Annotated in this window: 15 protein-coding genes and 1 pseudogene; 11 read left to right on the forward strand and 5 right to left on the reverse strand. The window is 46.9% G+C overall.

From position 1 onward, the window contains the following. The 3 genes from RIE73_RS26740 to RIE73_RS26750 form a co-directional block, all read right to left on the reverse strand. The coding region (locus RIE73_RS26740; protein ID WP_446404065.1) for a DUF4114 domain-containing protein at nucleotides 1–1,566 on the reverse strand (1,566 nt) is incomplete at its 3' end. A gap of 853 nt (nucleotides 1,567–2,419) precedes the next feature. Further along, on the reverse strand, nucleotides 2,420–3,394 hold the full coding sequence (locus RIE73_RS26745; RefSeq protein WP_446404066.1) for a LysR family transcriptional regulator: 975 nt from the start codon (nucleotides 3,392–3,394) through the stop codon (nucleotides 2,420–2,422). 154 nt (nucleotides 3,395–3,548) lie between these two features. After that, complete coding sequence (locus RIE73_RS26750; RefSeq protein WP_446404067.1) at nucleotides 3,549–4,895, reverse strand: TldD/PmbA family protein; 1,347 nt, start codon at nucleotides 4,893–4,895, stop codon at nucleotides 3,549–3,551. 164 nt (nucleotides 4,896–5,059) lie between these two features. On the opposite strand from RIE73_RS26750, the gene RIE73_RS26755 reads away from it, so the two are divergent. The 6 genes from RIE73_RS26755 to RIE73_RS26780 all read left to right on the forward strand — a co-directional run bounded on the left by RIE73_RS26755 (nucleotide 5,060) and on the right by RIE73_RS26780 (nucleotide 10,152). After that, nucleotides 5,060–6,280 carry a pentapeptide repeat-containing protein gene (locus RIE73_RS26755; protein WP_446404068.1) on the forward strand — a complete coding sequence of 407 codons (1,221 nt, stop codon included), beginning with the start codon at nucleotides 5,060–5,062 and terminating at the stop codon, nucleotides 6,278–6,280. An 82-nt stretch (nucleotides 6,281–6,362) separates the two neighbouring features. After that, entirely contained in the window at nucleotides 6,363–6,536 is a 174-nt protein-coding gene (locus RIE73_RS26760) for a hypothetical protein (RefSeq protein ID WP_446404069.1), read from the forward strand. Between the two features lie 61 nt (nucleotides 6,537–6,597). Further along, nucleotides 6,598–6,924, forward strand: a complete 327-nt coding sequence (locus RIE73_RS26765; protein WP_446404070.1) for a hypothetical protein — start codon at nucleotides 6,598–6,600, stop codon at nucleotides 6,922–6,924. Nucleotides 6,925–6,933: 9 nt separating this feature from the next. Further along, nucleotides 6,934–7,473, forward strand: a complete 540-nt coding sequence (locus RIE73_RS26770) for a GIY-YIG nuclease family protein (protein WP_446404071.1) — start codon at nucleotides 6,934–6,936, stop codon at nucleotides 7,471–7,473. A gap of 149 nt (nucleotides 7,474–7,622) precedes the next feature. After that, the gene (locus RIE73_RS26775; protein ID WP_446404072.1) at nucleotides 7,623–8,180 is read left to right on the forward strand and encodes an REP-associated tyrosine transposase; all 558 of its coding nucleotides are present in this window, start codon (nucleotides 7,623–7,625) and stop codon (nucleotides 8,178–8,180) included. Nucleotides 8,181–8,328: 148 nt separating this feature from the next. After that, nucleotides 8,329–10,152, forward strand: coding sequence for a protein kinase domain-containing protein (locus RIE73_RS26780; protein WP_446404073.1), 1,824 nt, complete (start codon nucleotides 8,329–8,331; stop codon nucleotides 10,150–10,152). Nucleotides 10,153–10,194: 42 nt separating this feature from the next. Here the strand turns inward: RIE73_RS26780 and RIE73_RS26785 are convergent, their stop codons facing one another. Then, nucleotides 10,195–11,118, reverse strand: coding sequence for an N-acetylmuramoyl-L-alanine amidase (locus RIE73_RS26785; protein ID WP_446404074.1), 924 nt, complete (start codon nucleotides 11,116–11,118; stop codon nucleotides 10,195–10,197). 236 nt (nucleotides 11,119–11,354) lie between these two features. Here RIE73_RS26785 and RIE73_RS26790 point away from each other — a divergent pair, with 236 nt between their 5' ends. Beyond that, a complete protein-coding gene (locus RIE73_RS26790; RefSeq protein ID WP_446404075.1) occupies nucleotides 11,355–11,786 on the forward strand; it encodes a nucleoside deaminase in 432 nt (143 codons plus the stop codon). Between the two features lie 352 nt (nucleotides 11,787–12,138). Beyond that, nucleotides 12,139–13,056 (forward strand): hypothetical protein, encoded by a 918-nt coding sequence (locus RIE73_RS26795; protein WP_446404076.1) that lies wholly within the window; start codon nucleotides 12,139–12,141, stop codon nucleotides 13,054–13,056. A gap of 279 nt (nucleotides 13,057–13,335) precedes the next feature. Here RIE73_RS26795 and RIE73_RS26800 read toward each other — a convergent pair. Further along, nucleotides 13,336–13,470: pseudogene (locus RIE73_RS26800) on the reverse strand (DUF2887 domain-containing protein); the annotation flags it as partial. A 380-nt stretch (nucleotides 13,471–13,850) separates the two neighbouring features. On the opposite strand from RIE73_RS26800, the gene RIE73_RS26805 reads away from it, so the two are divergent. The 3 genes from RIE73_RS26805 to RIE73_RS26815 all read left to right on the forward strand — a co-directional run bounded on the left by RIE73_RS26805 (nucleotide 13,851) and on the right by RIE73_RS26815 (nucleotide 16,717). Further along, nucleotides 13,851–14,468, forward strand: a complete 618-nt coding sequence (locus RIE73_RS26805) for a DUF4129 domain-containing protein (RefSeq protein WP_446404077.1) — start codon at nucleotides 13,851–13,853, stop codon at nucleotides 14,466–14,468. After that, nucleotides 14,468–15,586 carry a DUF4350 domain-containing protein gene (locus RIE73_RS26810; protein ID WP_446404078.1) on the forward strand — a complete coding sequence of 373 codons (1,119 nt, stop codon included), beginning with the start codon at nucleotides 14,468–14,470 and terminating at the stop codon, nucleotides 15,584–15,586. Before RIE73_RS26805 ends, RIE73_RS26810 begins: the two co-directional genes overlap by 1 nt. Before the next feature lie 180 nt (nucleotides 15,587–15,766). Then, the gene (locus tag RIE73_RS26815) at nucleotides 15,767–16,717 is read left to right on the forward strand and encodes an AAA family ATPase (RefSeq protein ID WP_446404079.1); all 951 of its coding nucleotides are present in this window, start codon (nucleotides 15,767–15,769) and stop codon (nucleotides 16,715–16,717) included. Nucleotides 16,718–16,833: the final 116 nt, after the last annotated feature.

The raw sequence follows: 16,833 nt of genomic DNA on the forward strand, positions 1-16,833 counted from the left end.
ATCATCATTAATCCCTTCAACGCCAATATCATTATCTTGAGTCGCCCCAATTATTCCTAACACATGGGTGCCATGTTCATTCCCCTCACCAGCTTCCATTAGAGGATTATTATCGCCATCAATCCGGTCTTGCCCTAAACTGATTCGGCTATAGTCAATATCAGGATTATTGTCACTGAAACCTGTATCAATAATGCCGACTAACGGCTGATTTTCTGGAGGAAACTCATTCTGGACAGGTTCAGCCAGGTCAGCATCTGTTGTCGGTTCGGTAACGATTTCACTGGTGTTAACGGGTTCATCGATAACAACATCCGTTGATTCATCAGTCGTGGGTTCGGTAACGATTTCACTATTGTTAACAGGTTCATCGATAACGACATCGGTTGATTCTTCAGTTGTGGGTTCGGTAACGATTTCACTCTCATCGACTACAATCTCATCGGTTGGGGATTCTCCGACCAATTCATCCGGTAAGAGTCCGCCATCATCAGGCGTATCCGGCGTGATATAAGGTTCGGCATAATCAATCAACGCTTGACCCAAATCAGTCTCTCGCCAATCCTTTCCAGAATCAATCACCTCCTCCATTAAAGCGGCTTCACCCGTCGCCCCGCGCACTTGGAAAATAACATCGTTATAATCGCCATCCGACTGGGTATCCACCCGCAAATCTTCCATCACAAAGGTACTTCCATCCCCGGTGACATCGGCAATTTGCCCCACATGAAACCCATCATCTGGATTCGCCGTCGCCATAGAAAATAGGGGACGCGCCGCCCCTCCCACATCCGGATTATCAAACACCCGTTGCACTGTATTATTGGGAACTAGCATGAAACCAAACTCATCCCCTGGACGCATTTGGACTGTTTTAACTCCCAAATACTCTCCAGAATTTCGGTCGCTTTCTCCTAATTCGCCAACGAATCGCGCCCCATCGGTTTGGTCACTAATCACAACATGACCTAACTCGGAATCACTCAACCCACGAGACGCCGCTTCCTGAATAAACGCTTCCGAACCCGGTTCAAACTCCTCCATCCCCTCTAAACTAAACACGGCGAGTTCACCTTCATATCCCCCACCATCAAAGAGGAAATCAACACTAACTTCCCCAGTTTGTCCAACCGTAAACACGCCGGATTCAAAGCTGGGACTAGAACTGTCTAACCCCGTTAACAGCGATTCATTTAACGGCGTTTCTTCCGTCAGCGCTTCATCAGTGGCTTCACTTTCCGCCACGTCATCCAGTGAGGTAACAAAGGGAATCTCTTCTAAGGTTTCCTCTCCTTCAATTGATGTGACGAAGGGAATCTCCTCTAAATCATTATCTGAAGTATTGCCAAAACTTTCCTCAATCTCCGGGATATCAATATCAGCAATTTGGTCAGCCGAGATATCGATATCCACGGGATCTATGGGATTATCCGTACCATCCAATAAACCACTGGGCGTTAAAATCGGTTCTAAAATAAAGGCTTGCGGTAACTCCTGACCCTTCTTTTTCGCCGCAAATCCTTGAGCAGCAGGACGTTTCTTTGATAAAAAGTTAAACCAAGGCATAGATGACCCTTTTGTGAAAATGTGCAGGTAAAATTACCGATTAAGCCAAGTGGCAAAATCTATCAGATGCTATGAGTCGCTAAGGGGTTAAACCCATTCAAATTGGCAGGCAAATTCGACTTGAGCCAAGCCCACAATCATGACGATGAATTAAGGAAACACTGGATAAGCACGCTGAACCCCAAACGCTGCTGCCAGTCAATGTAAACGAGTCGTCCAGCAAATCCTGTTACTGAATAGAGCAGCAATTGCCAGCAGCAAACTCGGACAGAAAACGTCGGACAGAAAACGTCGGACAGAAAACGTCGGACAGAAAACGTCGGACAGAAAACGTCGGACAGAAAACGTCGGACAGAAAACGTCGGACAGAAAACGTATTAAGTTGAAGGGAAAATCAACTGAACGGAAATCTAGCTTGTTCACTATCCTATACCAAAAGAATAAACTTTGTCTTGAGTTTTTTATTAAGTTTTCATAAAGCGGGGAACTTTTCCCTGATGATCAGCAATAGGTCGTAAATGTTAACTCTCTGAAGACGTTCCACGGTCACGTCTCTACGAATCCTAAGTGTCTTAGCAGATGGGGGTTAAGGTGCGTTACGCTTCGCTAACGCACCCTACAAATAGAGCCTGTCGAAGGATCGAGGTGTTTCTCATTCCCTATTCCCTGGCGAGTAGCGCTATACTACGTCAGCCTATCCTCCATAAAATTACGGAAACGGTAAACTCCCCATGTCAGCTTATGTCGTAGAACCCCGTAAGTCTCTGCTTAAAGATTTGATAAAGGTATTAAAAAATGATTGATTTCCCTTAACATTTCCGTTTACATCCCCTCCCTGTTTCACGCAATGTTGTTAAGGAGCGATCGCGGGAGTTATGCCCACAGTCTCTTGAACTTTTGTAGGACAGGTAGGCATAAGTTCCAGCACCAGGTTATAAAAGGAGCGAATCGGCGGGATTTGCAGTCGATCTTGTGTCGTAACTAACACCACTTGCCGGGTCAAGGTTTGTTTCGGGGGTGATCCATTTTCAGTAGCAGCAGCGGCAATCGAACGTACAGCCAGAGTCGGATCACCTAGGGCTTCTACTAAGGCAGATCGGGGTAGCAGCGAAATTAAATGTCCCTGACGCACAACTCCTCGAAAAGCATCCAGGGAATTTAATTCTAAGCTAGCGTTAAGGGTGCCACTTTGCCGGGAGAACAAGTCTTGTACCAATCGCTGCATTCCATAGCCATCTTTAAATATCACATGGGGATAGCACGTTAGGGCATCCAAAGGCACTAGGGTATATTTTGTTAACGGATGATCGGCTGCCATTAAGACTTCGATGGGTTCGTCATACAATTGCTCCGTCACCATTTCGGCGCTGGCGGTTAAATAGCGGTTATTCATCACAATCGCTAAATCGACCAAGCCATCTTTGAGGACTTTCAGGGCGCGATCGCTCCCTAATGCCGTCACCCGCAGTTGCACGTTAGGATAATCCTGACAAAAACGCTGTAAAACTGGGGGCAAATAATGGGCGCAGACGGAGTGAATCGCGGCGACACAGAGTTCGGGTTGTTTCCCCTCTAACAAGTCCGCTAATTCTTGGGTAGCGGTTTTCCATTCCTGGCAGATTTTACGGGCGCGAAACAAAAAGCGATCGCCCCCTAGGGTTAATGTTGCCCGAGCAGTTCGATGGAGCAAGGGTAGCCCGAGTTCGGCTTCCAACGATTGAATTTGACGGCTGATCGTCGATTGAGTCACACCGCATTCACGAGCGGCTTGTTGAAAGCTGCCTGTGTCAGCAACGGCTAAAAACGCTTGTAACTGCTCTAGACGCATGATGGCGTAGCGGAGATAGAGTAACGTGGGATTAGCTTAATCCATATCTCACCTCAACTTAGTAATACTTTATACGGCACGTTCAATCTCTAGCTGAACCGTAAGGTGGGCATTGCCCACCCTACCCAATACTATTGCCTATTGCCTATTGCCTCTAAACACTATCGGTCACACTACTAAAATTAAATGCCTTAACCCGTACTCCTGGCATCACCCGACCCCCGAAACGCTGTACTGTACTCAAGGCATCAACATCCCGTAACATATCCGGTAGACTTTGGTTAAATCGCAGATTTTTAATCGGATAGGCAATTTTCCCCTCTTCAATCCAGAATGTACCATCACGGGTCATCCCCGTAACCTCTAAAGTACGCGGATTGACATAGCGCACATACCAAGCGCGATTGACCAGAATTCCCCGTTCAGTCTGAGCAATCAAATCGCTGAGGCTTTGGTCAGATCCAGACATCACAATAGGAAACAATGATCCCGTCGGTTCTTTCCCTTGCTGTTGCGCCCAGTAGCGACTATAGGATAAGGTTTGAGGCACTCCCTCTTTAATAATATCCAGGTAGTGATTGCTCAACCCATTACTAAAGCAGGTTCCTTTCTGCAACAATGGATGAGCCGGATGGCGTTGCACTTGTACCAACCGACTAAATAGGGGTTCACCAACGCGATTACCCACAGGTTGACCCCTGTCATCCGTGCGAGACATAAACGATCGCCCTTCATCGGCGGATCGGGCATTTAAATTGAAAATCACCCAGGGGAGTAAATCCGCAAAGGCTGCATTGTCAAAGATGACGGGGTAAACACCCGGTTGAACTTCACGGGGATTCCGGGCAGCAAACGCCCGCTCAATCAGGGGTTCAATCAGGGAATCTCGGGGTAACTGAGCGATCGCAAAGGCGGTGCGCTGACTCCAACTTGATCCATCCTCAATTCGAGCCGTAAAGCTCAACTCCGCCTCGGTGCCGCGATCGCAGGCGCGTAATCCCAGGGAGTTTCCTATGGCTTGAGTAAAGGCTTGCGTACTCAGTCGTCCAGAGCCGTCCACGCCAGCTTTGGCACTTTTAGCACAGATTTGTTGAACCATTTCTCCCCGTGCTAAGGGGGATAAGGTGGCGGTGGCTTGATCAAACGCCGGAACACGCGGTTCATAGACTTGGGGTTCGAGTAAGGGAACCCACTCTGGATCGTCGGGCGCAATTCGAGCTAATGCTTCGGAACGTTGGATGGTATCGGTAATCGCATCGGGTAAAAATTCTGTGGTGGACGCCGATGCACTACGTTTTCCGAAATAACTGGTAATGGTGAGGGTAAATTTATGGCGGTTGATATTCTGGCTAATTTGATTTTCCGAGAAACGGCTGAGAGCCGATTCACTGGAATTGACGCTGACAAATACCCCTTCAGCTTGGGATTGCTGAATTACAGAATCCACAAGGGATAAGGCTTGGTCTTCACTGACTAAAGTTGGGGCTGTAGCTGGGGTCACGACGTTTCTACTCCAAGTTAAACGTTACACGACATGCGTCTGATCAACATGCATGTGCCAGAAGTGTTAAAGAGTTTTGGAACTGTTCATATCATAATGATTGTACAAAATTCAGTGTCGTTAAAATCTTTTTGTATCTGCTTCCACTGTCGTCATGGGAATTTATGACTAACCCGTCCGATCCGTCTCCGTCTAATCCAACGAGCCAGTCAACCCACCCTAATCCTGAGCCAATCTCATCCCTGGCTTCTGATCAGGTGGCGGCTGTTTCCTCGACTCAATTCCCGGATCGACAGAATCCTAACAGTAAAGCATTGGCTGATCCTTCCATTATCACCCTCAGCGCGATCGCAGTTTTGATGGTGGGTTTAATTCTGGATAACAACTGGGTGATTCTCGCTGGGGTAATCGTGACATTACTCCTCTCCTTGTCGGTGATTTGGTTCCCCTTACAGCAATGGTTCCAGAAGTCTCTCTCTCCTCAGCAGCGATCGCAACTGATTGCGGTTTGTGGTGTGATCCTGGCAATTGTTGGGATTGCGGCGTTAACGGGATTTACGAAAGCCTTTGATTCGGTGGGTTCGTTAGCGGAATGGATTGGCGCATTAGGGCAAATTCTGATTGCTATTCTCGCTGTTTATATTGCTTGGCGACAGTATGTTATTTCTAAAGATTTGACCATCCAGCAAAATACAATTACCCAGCAGCAAACCATTGATGCCTATTTTCAGGGGATTTGTGACCTCGCTTTAGACGACGAAGGATTACTCGAAGATTGGCCCCAAGAACGGGCATTTTGTGAAGGACGAACCGCCGCTATTCTTAAGAGTGTAGATGCGGCGGGGAAAGCGAAAGTTTTACGATTTTTGTCGCAATCCCGATTACTCACACCCTTAAAACGCGATCGCCATTTAGGACGTCCTATCCTAGATGGTCATGGCGGGTATCAAGAAGATCGGATTTATGGCGTGCGGGTAATTGATTTAAATGTGATGTTAGCGGGGGCTGATTTGGCAGGTACAGATCTGCGCTGGGCGGAATTAAGTGAAGCCAATATGGTGCAAGCCAATCTCAGCAATTGTGACTTAGCTGGAGCGAATTTGTCTCGCACGATTCTCTATAAAGCCAATTTATCTAATTCTGATCTCAAGGGTGTGCGCCTGTTCTATGGATTACTGGAAACCGCTAGTCCTCGCAGTCGCACGGAACCAGCTGATTATCGTACTGGGGTGCATACGGGTGCAGTGGTTGAGGGAATTAATTTTACAGGGGTTCAACGGTTAGGCGAAGAACAACGTCAATACTGCTGTTCTTGGTGTGGGGAGCAGTCTCGCCGGACGATTCCAGGGGGGTGTGATGGGATTGTGAATAAATTAGGGCGTTAACGCCTTTAAATTGGGAAAGGGTAGCGAGCAATTTTATCCGTCTCAGACTTTACTATGCCATAGAAACGAAGTAGGACATAGCGTGAATCTATCGATTATCTCTATTCCTGACACGAGCAATGCCAATCAGATTTCAGCTACTCTGATTATTATCAATGACAGTTCTGATGAGCAACAGAAGCAAGAACAGCAAGAGCTGATTCGTAGCGTTTCCAGTGGCGTAATCATTGAAGAAGCTGTCGGTGATAGAAAATAATCGTGCAAGATGTGGGGTATAATCATCCCAGTCGTCAACTTGCTCTGTATTCTGCCCCACCATGGCTCAATTAAAAATTGTTAACAATTTTGATGGCAGCTTTGTCCTTGAACCAGACGCCCAGACCCATCTATTTAGCTTGTTGAACGGTGAAGTCTTCCGCCAGCAAGTCGCGGGACAACTGCACTGTCAAGAGTTGGAATTCACCGAGTTACTGTTTCAACCTGTCCCCTACAGCGAAGGGACTCCCAAAGGGATGCCACGGGAGTTTGAACAGTATCACGAATCGGACGATTATGCAATTATAAATGTCCCGCCTAACTTCATGTTCAAAGCCAAAATCTTTAACCCTAGCCGTCTCTGCGCGATTTATAGAAAAATAGCCTAAGGATTGCTGATGAGTTCTGAAACGCCAATTCCTGCTCTCTCTGACCTAGAGTATATCCCTTATCTGGACGAGGAGGGTCATCTCCCGGAATCCTTATCCGGTAAAATCGGTGTCTATGCCATTTTTGACCAGGATAAAACTCTGCAACTGGTCAACTATTCTCGTGATATTTATGTCAGCTTAAAACAACACCTAGTCCGTCAGCCTCAATCTTGCTATTGGTTGAAAGTGGAAACCATTGAGCGCCCCAATCGCACTCGCTTGGAAACAATCCGTAAGGCTTGGATTGAAGAAAATGGAGACATTCCGCCAGGGAATGGTCAAGATGAAGCGATTTGGAATCAGCCGATTGATGCGAAAAAAGCGATGACAGATGAGGATAAAGCCACCTATAACAAGAGTGAAGAATTAGGGAAAATTAAGCTGTTAAAGAAAATAGCACGGCGCGTTGAAGCGGAAATAGTCGAACAATTAAATGCCCGTGGTGTGCAAGCTGAGATTCGTTTTAATCCTAAGTTAAAAGAGCAGGGATTACTGGATTTAAAATAATCGCCCAGAAACCGGGTTTCTTTGTTAGACATTTCCTATCAATTTTGGGCATGGCTTCAGAAACCCGGTTTCTCAAGTGTTAGACATTTCCTATCAATTTTGGGCATGGCTTCAGAAACCCGGTTTCTCAAGTTATGTATGTATGGACTATGCCTTATCGAAAAACCCCATTCAAGTCGGGATGTTATTACCATCTTTACAATCGGGGAAATAATCGCCACAATATTTTCTTTGAACGCGAAAATTACCTCTATTTTTTGCGCCAAATCCGTCGATTCCTAATTTCCCAGACTCTAGATGTTATCGCTTATTGCCTGATGCCCAACCATTACCACCTGGTTGTGTACCTAAAATCTAGTAACCTCTCTGACGCCATGCAAGCATTTTCACTCTCCTACACAAAAGCTATCAATAAGCGCTATCACAGAACAGGATCTCTCTTTCAAGGGCGCTTCCAATCCGTTGTCGTCGATCAAGAAAACTATCTTTTGCAACTGGTTTACTATGTGCATCAGAATCCGGTTAAGGCTGGCTTCGTTAACCATCCAAGAGATTGGGAATTCTCCAGTTATCAAGACTACGCGAGATTACGACAGGGTACATTGCCAAAAATAAATGCCCTCAAACAGCTATTTGACTCCAATGACGAATATCAATCCCAAGAACCTAGGATGGCGATGATACAGCATTTAATTTTTGATGAATAGAAACAAGACATCGGTCAAGAAACCGGGTTTCTTTGAGTGAAAGGTTGATATGATGTTGTCATCCTCACGAGAAACCCGGTTTCTAGGAATACCGGTTTCTCAGAGTTGCTTAAGATATCATAATTCATATTCATCATTCATAAATAGCTTGCCTAAATCGCTCATGACGCCAACGCTGCTCAATAATCGTTATCGTATCCTCCAGACGCTGGGGGCAGGTGGGTTTGGGAATACCTTTCTCGCTGAAGATACTTACATGCCGTCGGGACGTAAGTGTGTGATTAAGCAGCTTAAACCCATGACCCATGATCCCCAGACCTATCAGCAAGTAAAAGAGCGATTTCAGCGGGAAGCGGCAGTTTTAGAAGAGTTAGGTGAAAATAACTCTCAAATTCCCCGATTATTTGCTTATTTTTCCGAATCTGGACAATTTTACTTGGTTCAGGAATGGATAGAAGGGGATACCCTGACTCAAATTGTAGACCGGGAAGGTCGGCTGAATGATGGTCAAGTCAAGGCTATTTTGTTGAGTCTGTTGCCTGTTCTGGATTATGTCCACAGTTGTCACATTGTTCACCGGGATCTTAAACCCGATAATGTGATTGTGCGGCAGCGAGACAGGTTGCCTGTGCTGATTGATTTTGGTGCCGTTAAAGAAGCGATTAAAACCGTTGTTCATTCCCAAGCCCACACCACCCCATCGATAGTCATTGGTACACCAGGGTTTATGGCAGCCGAACAAGCGGCAGGACGTCCTCGCTATGCTAGTGATCTGTATAGTTTGGGCTTAATTGCGGTATTTTTGCTCACGGGGAAATTACCGCAAACCTTAGAAACCGATACCCGCACGGGCGAAATTTTATGGCGTCGGGATGCGCCGAATTGTCACTCCCATTTAGCTACGGTGATTGATCAGGCGATTCGCTTCCATCCGCGCGATCGCTTTGCGGATGCTAAGGAGATGCTGGACGCCTTAAACGCCCATCCAACCACGATCGCGACACCCACATTATCCCTTTCTAGTTCTAGCGAACCTGTCCCTTCTACCCGTAAGCCAGCGGTTCCGCCAACGGTTCCCATCCGCAGAAAACCCCTACAAGCAGAGGAGGAACAACCCTCTCGGCGCTTCGGCGGTTTAATTGCTGGTGGCTTACTCCTAAGTGCTGTGGCGATTGGCTGGGGTTTAAACCGTGTATTAGAACCCTCCAATCGCATACCGTCACCCTCAGAGTCAGTATCCGCCTCCTCTGAAAACACCCCTATGCCCTCACCAACACCGCCCCCAACCGCTTCACCTCCGCCAACTCCGCCGCCTAAACTGGTGAACCCGGAATCACCACCACCCCTGTCCCTACCTGATCCGACATTCCGTATCCAAGAATCCCCAGAACTCCTGCCGTCTCCTGATCCCCCCGCACCCTTTGCCTCTGAACCTTCAGAATTATCCTCCCCCTCTCCTTCCCCGTCTCCTTCCCCCTCTCCTGTTGCTTCCCCAACTCCCCCGCCTTCACCCTCACCTGCACCCGAAAACCAGACGCCCACACCGCCTCTATCCACTAAAATCCCTGGATTTACACCAGGAACCTCTCGAAAAGTTGTCGAAGCTGCCTTAGGCACGCCCACCCAGCTTTCCAAAGGGTTGTGGCATAATACCCAGGCGTTACTCTATGAAGACTTTATTCGCGATCGCGTCAGTCTCGGTTATCTGTTTGATCGCGATACCCAGCGTTTGCGCCAAACTGAGGTGGCTTTTTCCCAATCTGTGGGATTAGAAACGATGGCAGATACCTTAGATAAAATGCTGAGTCGCAATCTCTCACCAGAGATTCGCCAGGGATTAACTCAGGTTTATCAGCGTCAATCCAATCGCTATCGTTTCACCAGCAACAACGGTTCTCCCTTGAAAGGGGTGATTGAACGCAATGAGCGCGATCGCATTTATATTGGCGTGTGGGAAGCTGATTTACATTAAGTAGGGGTTTGGTAACCAAACCCCTACTCTCGACGGGTTGACTTAATCAGCCAGTATTTTGCTCCAACTTTGGGAACCAATAATACCATCAGCCGTGATCCCTTGTTGTTTTTGGAATCGTTTAACGGCGGCGGCTGTCGCTGGACCATATACTCCATCTGGTGTCGCCCCGACACGACGTTGTACGTATTTGACCACAAATCCTGTGGCATGGTTTTCTCGCAACACTGGCATGGCTAAGATTTGATTAATGATTTGCCAGGTTTTAGCATCAGCAGTACCTGTGGGTGTAACACCAACGATCGCCTGAAAGGTTTTGAGTGCTGCTGTAGTATCCGCTTCGTTGGAACCATCTTCTTTGAATAGTGTACCTTTGGGACTTCTAATTTTTAGCCGATTTAAGGCTTTTTGAAGGTCAACAATTGGATTTTGGGAAAGGGGAATCGTCGGTGATGCGGTTTGTCCGGTTAATCCTGTGACAATTGCATTTGCCAAAGCTTCGGCATCGTAGCGATCCATGTCCTCTTGATTATCGCAGAAACAGCACTCAACCAGAATCGCTGGCATTGCGGTATTCCGGAGAACGTACAAATGGGAACCATCTTTAATCCCGCGATCAAAGTACCCTAGCTCTACAATATTATTTAATACAGGTTTAGCCATATCCTTCCCCGCATTGCTGACGGCAAAGACTTCTGCGCCTTTAGCTTTGCCGTTAAAGGCATTGAAATGGATAGATACCAATTGATCGACACGATTGTTATTCGCTGTATTGCACCGTTGTTGCAGGGAGTTGCTAACACTCCAAGCGCGACTCGGTGTACAGTCTACGACTTGATGACCCAAGGATTTGAGCTTCGAGATCACTCTCGTTCCCACCGCCTTAGTCATATCATCTTCTTTTCTGATGTTGCTAGCACCAGTATCTGGAGGACAGTTATGTCCGATATCAATTCCGTATTTCATTGTTGACTCCCAATTGGTGATGAGATGTTAATTCACTCAACTATGATGATGACCGATGACTGAACCGAGGGACTAGGGGTTGATATCCCCGCCACCCTTTTGTTCCGTTTGTGAAATCGGTAATGGTGGTTCAGAATGTCTTTCTTCATCTCCCAAATTCTGATAACTCAATCCGGAGAAAATCCTGGAGACGTATTATTCTAGAGAAATTTGGAGAATTCTAGGATAACAAGATTATGGATGAGTTTATGGCAGCCGCGATCGCTCAAGCCAAACAGGGACTCCGGGAAGGGGGAATTCCCATTGGTTCGGTGTTAGTCAAAGAGGGTCAGATTATTGGTCAGGGATATAATAAGCGGGTTCAAGATAATGATCCCGTGACCCACGCCGAGATCGATTGCCTGCGTCATGCGGGCAGAATCGGCAACTATAATGACACAATCCTTTACTCTACATTAATGCCCTGTTACCTCTGCGCCGGGGCTGTTGTGCAATTTGGGATTAAAAAGGTGATTGCTGGCGAGTCGAAAACCTTTGCTGGTGCCAGAGAATTTATGGAGTCTCATGGCGTCGAGGTTGTGGATTTGAATCTGGAGGAGTGTCAGCAGATGATGAGCGACTTTATTCAACAGCATCCCAAACTCTGGAATGAAGATATTGGCGTTTAAGGGAAGCCAGGGTGCGGGGGTGCATGTAGAGACGTTGCATGCAACGTCTCTACCAAATGATGCTCTACCTTACCTGTTCCCTGTTCCCTGTTCCCTCTTCTCTGACCAATGACCAATAACAAGTTAATAAAAGTTCATCAGAACTTCACTGAGTTTTTTTTGGACTTTATCTGGACTTGATAGACAATTGGCTAATCTAGTAAACAAGCTAAGGCAAGTCGATTCACACCCAAGCAATCTCTCCTGCCAACTGGCTTAATCAGCATCGGCAATTTGCAATTTGGTGAAAGTTGAGAAAGACGCCTTGTTTCGTAAAACTGATACTGGAAATTGTCACTAGGACTTATCAATCATGACTGGCTCTCCTTTAAAGAAATTTCTCTTTACGCCGATAATTCTTTCAACCGCCGTCTTCTCAGCTTTAACCTTGCCTCTAGCGTTCTTCGGAGATCAAGAGGTCACAATCCAACTGCAAGAAGAGCCTGTACATCATGGAAAACTCCGGGATATTGCAACGCCTTACTTAGGATTTGCAAGTGTTTTAGGTGTAGGGACAGGAATTGCCACAATCGCTGTAACCGGGTGGCGACAATCCTCGAAGAAATCTGCCCAAGCCAAAGAACAGCTTTCGGATTTAGAGCGGAATCTTCAGGAAAAAGAACAACTGTTAGAAGAATTGCAACTGTCTAAATCTCGACTGGCAGCGGCTGGACTCAATAATTTTTTAGAGAAAGAAGGCGAACAAGAATCAGGTTTGCTTTCTGAGAACGAAGATCAACCCCTGGTTGAAGAAACCGTTAAAGCAGAACCGGAAATCGTTCCACCTTCTGAAAATGAAGCTCAACCTCTAGTCGAAGAAACGGTTGAACCCCAGCCTGCACTAACACCTACTGTGGTGAAATCTGATGAACAGCCGAAGAGTGTTCCTTTCACCATCACCACACAACCTTTCTATACTCAATCGGCTACCACTCATCCCGTTAGCAGCCAAACAGCGTCAGCGAAATTTGCCTCGGCTCAAAGCTTCCTGGGTTATCAACCCAAAACATCGGTTCCCTCTGCATCAACTGGGGTAGCAGTTGGTTCATCTGAGGTTGAACAACTTCAGGTGCAACTACAAAACATCATGTCTCAGATGATTGTCATGCAAGCCGAACTACAGGCGGCTCAAAAAGCGGCTCAGTCTCAGGGACATGCAACCCAACCGCGCCATTCAACCTCACTCAAGGTGATTCAGTCTTGGTCTCAACACCCTCAGGCAGTAATTTAATAGTCCATACCCCCCCTTTTTTTATCTATACGTCCGACTTCGGGATTGAAAATTAGGGGCTTGGTAACCAAGCCCCTACGGTTTAACCAAACCCCTACGGTTACTGTAGTGTCGTGGCACACCCTAATTGGTGGATTAGAATTGTCGGGGCGGGTTTGACTACTATCATTCAGGGTTGCACCCAGATATAACTAAACCCGCCCCTACACCCCTCGATCTAAGAACTCTTTACCTTAAGTTGACACCAATGATCCTTACGGTACCCAATCATGGGAGCCTTTTTTTCGGTAGTTTGTAGACAATAATGGTTTCAATCAGATTGATAAGTTCACGTTGAAGCGTTTCATCGGTTAGCTGTTGCTGTGCTTGTGTAATTAACTGTCTTGCCAGTTGTCCGGCTGTCTCTCCTCTTTCCGAAGTGAAGGACTCCACAGATGCTTCGCTTCGCTCAGCATGACAGATTCTACCTTAGACTGCAACTTGGTATGAGTTACTCAAATAAGCGAACGGTAAGATTTGATGAATTTTTTGTAACTATCTTACAGCAATTCCTAAGGCAGATGGCTACACCTTTTCATTGGCTGGCGGCGATTCCTCCGACGCTTGACCTTCGGTATCAGCGCAGAACCCTTACCGCATTTGCTGGAAACGGCGGGAAGTTGTGCTGCCGCGTGTAACGCGATAAATGCTACAGTTAAGCCAACAAGTTTTGACTGTGATGCCAGAACATTTCAGTTTTTCGAGAAAGACTGGACAGTAAGCATCAGCACGATGGGGAAATGGGGAAGGAAACCATGCCTACCGGATCTTACGAGAAAAGTAATTGGGCTTGGCAGTTTCAGCAGTGGCAAAAACAAGTGGGGGAATGGTGGGAACTGCAACTGTCTAGATTTTCACCGGATTTCCCGGATAGTCCCGATTGGTCTTTACCCGCTTGGTTAAGTTCGCCAGTTCTGTTCTTTATCGCTAGGGTCATCTTTTGGGTAGTGATGGCTTTCCTGGTATGCTGGATTGTTGTGCAACTGATGCGACGGTTTTCTCCTTATGTTTATTCGTTGAGACATCAACTGCATCAGCAATCTGAGAAACTCACAACCCCCCCAGATAAGGCTTTATCCGTTGCCGATTGGTTGGCGCGATCGCACAACGCCCAAAAGCAAGGTGATTACCGTGAGGCTTGCCTGTGCCTGTATCGAGCCATGTTACAACAGTTGCATGATAGTGGGAAAGTTCCTCAACAAGCTAGTCGCACGGATGGGGAGTATTTGCATTTAGTCCAACAGTTCCCTCAGAAGAAAGCCTATCAACGCTTGCTGATTACCCATCAACAGCTTTGTTTCAGTCAGACTCCAGCCTCGCGATCGCTGTTTGAGGAGTGTCAGCAAGCCTATCAACAAATTAATCAAGGGTGATGAGAGTATCTAAACGACGGTTAGGGGTATTCAGTGCGATCGCGATCGCGGTTCTGATCCTGATTACCCTAGTCGCTGCGCCAGCTAGCAATAAACTCAATAGTGGTTCAACCTATAGCCGCGCCCCCGATGGCTACGGGGCTTGGTATACATTTATGGCAGAACGGGGAACTCCCCTCCAGCGTTGGCAAAAGCCATTGAGTGAATTCGGCGATCGCCAGGATGTCACCTTGTTGCGCGTTCACAGCCGTTTAGTCTCCAATCAATTAGGGAGTTCAGAGGACGACTGGGTGAAAAAAGGGAATACCCTCGTTATCGTTGGTGTCCACCAACCCGTAACCGAAGCGGCATTTAGCACCCTACAGGATAGTCCAGTTGGTAAGGTTAAGATTGACACCAGGCGGCGACATAAGTCTAGCGACGATGCCATTCTTAGTGATAACTTTGGCGCGATTATCTGGCAACAAAAACGCGGCAAAGGACAGGTTATTTTCGTCACTACTCGCCATTTCGCTGCCAATGCATATCAAGATTTTCCAGCTAATTATGAACTCTTAGCTAAACTGGCAAATCAGGAAAACCTAGGCGATAAAATTAGCAATGAAACGATTAACTCATCTGCCAACGCCAATCAACTATGGGTCGATGAATACATCCATGGTTACAAAGATAAAGAAGCAATTGAACGCGAAGTTGGCGAAAATGTGATCAGTTATTTAATCAAAACCCCCCTATTTCCTCTGCTGATTCAAGGCATTGTTATCCTACTCGTGGCGATTTTTGCGGCTAATCGTCGTTTTGGACAACCCGTCACCCTATCCGCCCCAGTGGTGGATAATAGTGAAGCGTACATTCGGGCGCTAGCGGCTGTTTTACTCAAAGCTGGGAGTCATGACTTTATCGTGGATAGGGTGGGCAAAGCAGAACAGCGACAACTCCAGAAAGACTTAGGATTAGGAGAGACTCCCCTCAACCATCAATCCCTAGTAGCGGCTTGGGCGCGACAGACGGGGCGTCCCGCCAAAGATTTAGAACAACTGTTGCAAGTCTCCTCTAGCAAACGCCGTTTGAGTGAATCTGACTTGCTAAACTGGTTGAGAAAATGGTCGGAATTATAAAAAAGTTTTGACCCTTCACAACCTTCGAGGGCATGGCGCATGAATGTGTAGGGGCGGGTTTGACAACTATCCTTTCTTCCCTCACCCAGATGCGACTAAACCCGCCCCGACGTAGAGACGTAGCATGCTACGTCTCTACATTCCCCTGTTCCCTGTTCCCTGTTCCCCGTTCCCTGAAACATGACAAATGACAACACCATCTTTAATCGCATCAGCCAAACCCTGGGCAAAGTTGTTTTGGGTCAATCGACTGTCGTGCAACAGTTGCTTGTCGCCCTACTGAGTGGAGGTCATGTGATTATCGAAGGTGTACCGGGAACCGGAAAAACCTTACTGGTGAAAGTGCTGGCAAAATTAATACAAGCCGATTTTCGCCGAATTCAACTTACTCCTGATATTTTGCCCTCAGATATTCTCGGAACCAATATTTTTGACCTGAATAGCCGCAGTTTTACCCTCAAGCAAGGACCCGTTTTTACCGAGATTTTGCTGGCGGATGAAATTAACCGTACACCCCCAAAAACCCAAGCGGCGCTATTAGAAGCGATGGAAGAACAACAGGTAACGTTAGATGGGGAAAGTTTACCTTTACCGGACTTGTTTTGGGTGATTGCGACTCAAAATCCCCTAGAATTTGAGGGGACTTATCCGTTACCCGAAGCGCAGTTAGACCGCTTTTTATTTAAACTGGTGGTGGATTACCCAGATACCGCCGCCGAAAAGCAGATGTTGCTGAATGTGCAGAAGGGATTTCGGGCTAAACGTTTTGATTTGGAACGTCTCAAACCTGTGGCAACGGTAGGACATATTCTGAATGGGCGGAAAGCGGTACAAGCTGTTGATGTGGATGAGAAGATATTGGATTATTTATTAGCATTAGTGGCGGGTTCACGTAACCATCCAGATTTAGCATTAGGGGCGTCTCCCAGGGCGACGGCGACGTGGTTACAAACGAGTAAGGCGTATGCTTGGTTGGCGGGGCGAAATTATGTGACACCGGATGATGTGAAAGCGGTGGCGCCGCCGTTGTTGCGTCATCGTCTGATTTTGAAACCAGAGGCGCAGTTGGATGGGTTGATGGTTGATGGGGTGATTGCGTCGTTATTGAAGCAGGTTCCGGTTCCGCGTTGATGGTATGGCTATGAATGATATACTTTTTTAACGCAGAGAGGCGCAGAGGTTAACGCAGAGTAACGCAGAGGGTTTAGAGTCGTTGCCTAGAGTCTTAAAATAGTACGATGGATGTG

Origin of the sequence: Coleofasciculus sp. C1-SOL-03, from assembly GCF_040220555.1 — a bacterium.
GTDB lineage: Bacteria > Cyanobacteriota > Cyanobacteriia > Cyanobacteriales > Coleofasciculaceae > Coleofasciculus.

What these genes read in the sequence shown, in the direction of transcription:
- RIE73_RS26790 (WP_446404075.1), top strand. Translation starts at nt 11,355, where the DNA reads ATGGATGAGTTTATGGCAGCCGCGATCGCTCAAGCCAAACAGGGACTC.
- RIE73_RS26805 (WP_446404077.1), top strand. Translation starts at nt 13,851, where the DNA reads ATGCCTACCGGATCTTACGAGAAAAGTAATTGGGCTTGGCAGTTTCAG.
- RIE73_RS26755 (WP_446404068.1), top strand. Translation starts at nt 5,060, where the DNA reads ATGACTAACCCGTCCGATCCGTCTCCGTCTAATCCAACGAGCCAGTCA.
- RIE73_RS26795 (WP_446404076.1), top strand. Translation starts at nt 12,139, where the DNA reads ATGACTGGCTCTCCTTTAAAGAAATTTCTCTTTACGCCGATAATTCTT.
- RIE73_RS26815 (WP_446404079.1), top strand. Translation starts at nt 15,767, where the DNA reads ATGACAAATGACAACACCATCTTTAATCGCATCAGCCAAACCCTGGGC.
- RIE73_RS26810 (WP_446404078.1), top strand. Translation starts at nt 14,468, where the DNA reads ATGAGAGTATCTAAACGACGGTTAGGGGTATTCAGTGCGATCGCGATC.
- RIE73_RS26775 (WP_446404072.1), top strand. Translation starts at nt 7,623, where the DNA reads ATGCCTTATCGAAAAACCCCATTCAAGTCGGGATGTTATTACCATCTT.
- RIE73_RS26745 (WP_446404066.1), bottom strand. Translation starts at nt 3,394, where the DNA reads ATGCGTCTAGAGCAGTTACAAGCGTTTTTAGCCGTTGCTGACACAGGC.
- RIE73_RS26785 (WP_446404074.1), bottom strand. Translation starts at nt 11,118, where the DNA reads ATGAAATACGGAATTGATATCGGACATAACTGTCCTCCAGATACTGGT.
- RIE73_RS26770 (WP_446404071.1), top strand. Translation starts at nt 6,934, where the DNA reads ATGAGTTCTGAAACGCCAATTCCTGCTCTCTCTGACCTAGAGTATATC.
- RIE73_RS26765 (WP_446404070.1), top strand. Translation starts at nt 6,598, where the DNA reads ATGGCTCAATTAAAAATTGTTAACAATTTTGATGGCAGCTTTGTCCTT.